Source organism: Mycobacterium sp. E136, assembly GCF_001666865.1.
In the GTDB taxonomy this organism is placed as follows: domain Bacteria; phylum Actinomycetota; class Actinomycetes; order Mycobacteriales; family Mycobacteriaceae; genus Mycobacterium.
The window spans coordinates 1-2,764 of sequence record NZ_LZJE01000118.1 but is presented as its reverse complement, the minus strand read 5'-3'; the positions used below and the strand labels follow the sequence as shown (position 1 = coordinate 2,764).

General features: G+C 69.5%; 3 protein-coding genes. All 3 read right to left on the bottom strand.

The genetic code is table 11. The features are described 5' to 3' along the window. Window positions 1-119 precede the first annotated feature (119 nt). Window positions 120-866: a peroxide stress protein YaaA gene (gene yaaA, locus A5698_RS08400; protein ID WP_068295514.1), complete on the bottom strand. Its 747-nt coding sequence runs from the start codon at window positions 864-866 to the stop codon at window positions 120-122. Between the two features lie 31 nt (window positions 867-897). Further along, complete coding sequence (locus A5698_RS08395) at window positions 898-1,443, bottom strand: NlpC/P60 family protein (protein ID WP_068295512.1); 546 nt, start codon at window positions 1,441-1,443, stop codon at window positions 898-900. A 253-nt stretch (window positions 1,444-1,696) separates the two neighbouring features. Further along, window positions 1,697-2,764: alkaline phosphatase family protein (locus A5698_RS08390; RefSeq protein ID WP_068295510.1), on the bottom strand; the 1,068-nt coding region annotated here is incomplete at its 5' end.

Sequence of the window (2,764 nt, the reverse complement as noted above, 5' to 3'; positions counted from 1 at the left end):
ACAGCGTCGAGCCGGGTGCGACGGGAGTGTGGGTGTGGATCACTCGGCCCGACCCGTTCTCGCAGAATCCCGCGGAGTTCTACACCAGCGACATGATCGTCAAGATCTGACGCGTTCGGTCAGGCGTCGAAGACGACGGTCAACTCGTCTCCGCGGCGTTCCACCCGCATCCCGGCGCGCCGCGCCACGGCGGCTACCGCTGCTGCATCCGCCGGTTCGGATCGCGTGCTCGCCAAGATTCGCGCGAGTCGCCCCTTGTGCGCCTTGTTGAAGTGGGTCACCACACTGCGGCGACCGTCGGATTTCTCGGCCACCACATCGACGCGGACAGCGTCGGGGAGCCGTCCGAGCGCCGCGTACGAACCGGATCGGAGATCCACGACGAGCTCGTCGGCCGACCACTTGGCGAGGACGGGTTCCAGCAGTGGGCGCCACCGTGCCGCCAGCGTCGGCCGACCCGGCAGCTTCGATGTCGCCGAGAGCCGGTACGCAGGCACCGGATCATCGGCGCGCAACAGCCCGAACAGCGCCGAGCCGACGGCCAGCCGCGACCGTGCACGGGATGCGGCTGCGCCGTGCAGCGACCCGACGTCCAAGGCGTCGTAGAGGACACCGGTGTAACGGCTGATCGCGGGCAGCGTCGGTGCGCTGCGCAACTCGGCGTTGCGATCGATCTCGGCGTCCTGCGAGGCGGATAGCCCCAAGGCGCGCCGACAGGCCGGCCGGTCGGCGGCTAGGTCCACCAGTTCATCGACGAGTTCGGTGCGCAGTGGCCCGAGCTCCGGCGAACTGAGGGACTCCAGGCGCAGCGGCGGCCCGTCGCCGCCGACCCGCTTGGTTTCCGAGGGCGGAAGAAGCACGATCACGCCGCAGAGGTTATCCGGGCGCGGGTCGCGCTCAGGCCGGAGGCAGCGGTGCCGGAGGCGGCGGCGGCGCGAACGGATCCGCCGGAGGCGGGGCAGGAGCGGGAGGCGGCGGCGGCGGCGCGAACGGATCGGCCGGGGCGGCGGGCTCGTGGCCAGCCATCATCACGACCGGCGCGGCCGGCGCACCGGGGACCATGGGCTGCTCGGGCGGCACCGGCAGGAACATGTGCTTGGTGAACTGGCCCTGGTAGGCGCCACCGCCGCCGACCTTTACGCCGCCGCCCTCACCGGACGAGACGGGCGTGCCGTCGGGCAGGGTGGCCGCGGTGTGGCCGCTGTTCCAGCCGACGACCAGCGCACCCGGCTGAGTGCCGTACTGGAACCCGCGCTCGAGCAGGGCGTTCTCGATGTTTCCCGTGTTGAACCGGTCGCCGTAGACGGGCCGACCGGTGGCTGCATTCGTCACCCAAGACACCAGGCCCGAGCAGTCCGTACCGGCCGGCGAGTCGCCGCCGGAGACGTACGGCGTGCCGGACACCTGGTTTACAAGCGTCAAAAGCGTGGCAATAGCAAACATGCGGTCGGACGCTACAAGCGTCGCGGCAACGCCGCCAAATTCTGTGACAGCGTTCACAGCCTGCAGTTTCTATAGTGTACTTCACGAATAGCATTGCAGAATCTCGCTTTTCAAGCTAACTCAGCAACGTCGATTACCACTGGCCAATTCGTCGGCGCGGCAACCGAATTGCCGCCGCGCGGCCCGATCAAGATCTGAAATCCCTTGTAACCCCGCTTATCCCGGCGACCAGTGGCGACGAAGCGGGTATGGTTCAGCCGACCGCCACCAGCAACGGGACCGTCTGTTCAGCGAAGGTGAGCGAGCCATGCTGCCCGACCAGTGACGATTCCATTGGTTCGACGGTGCGCCGGACGATCGCCGCAGAGCCGCGGGCGGCGGCGACGACGTCGCCGATCCTGGGCCGCACGTCGTCGCTGACCTGCGGCCCGAACCAGCCGGCGTCGATGGCTTCGTCGCGCGAGAGCACCCATGCCCGCTCGCCCAGCGTCGCCCGCCAGGCGGCGAGGACGTCGTCGCGTGAGCCGTCCTCTATATAGAGGTGTCGAGCCCGCGCCTCGCCGCCGATCGCCTGCACCCCTTGTTGGAGTGCGGGCGCGGCATCGACGTCGACCGTTTCGGCATCGGTGACCTCGACCATGCCGTGGTCGGCCACCACGGCCAACAGACCGCCGGCCGGAAGGGCCTCGATCACCGACTCGATCAGGGTGTCGATCTGCCGCAGCTGCAAGCGCCATTGAGGCGATCCGGGGCCGTATATATGTCCCAGCATGTCGAGATCGGCGTGGTAGCCGTAGCAGAAACCGCGGTCGGACACCGTGGCTCGTACGGCGGCGGCGAGGTCACCGAGCGCATGGACGCCGACGAAGCACCCGCCGCGCAGCACGGCGCGGGTCAGGCCAGAGCCGGTGAACTGGGCGCCGGAGATGACGCTGACGGCGACACCCGCCGAGGCCGCCCGCTCGAACGCGGTCGGGATGGGCTGCATCTGTTCGGGCACGACCGTGTTGCGAAGGTCCTGGCCCCAAGGGTGTGGCCGCCACCGTAGGGCGTTGATGACACCGGCGTCCGGTACCCGAAAGGAGTAGCCGACGAACCCGTGCTCACCGGAGTGACGGCCGGTGCCGACGGCCGCCAGACCCGCGGCGGTGGTCGACGGAAAACCCACGGTCAGGGCCCGACCGCGCAACGAGGCCATCGCGGGCGCATCGGCGGCGTTGCGGTCGAGAAGGTCGGCGCCCAGCCCGTCGACCAGCAGCACGCAGGCCCCGGCCAGGTCGTCGGGGAGTCCGAGGGCGTTGTGGAAGCCGTCCGCGCCCAT

Bases quoted from the DNA above. Each gene is read 5' to 3' on its own strand.
- A5698_RS08395 (WP_068295512.1), bottom strand. From the start codon at position 1,443: ATGTTTGCTATTGCCACGCTTTTGACGCTTGTAAACCAGGTGTCCGGC.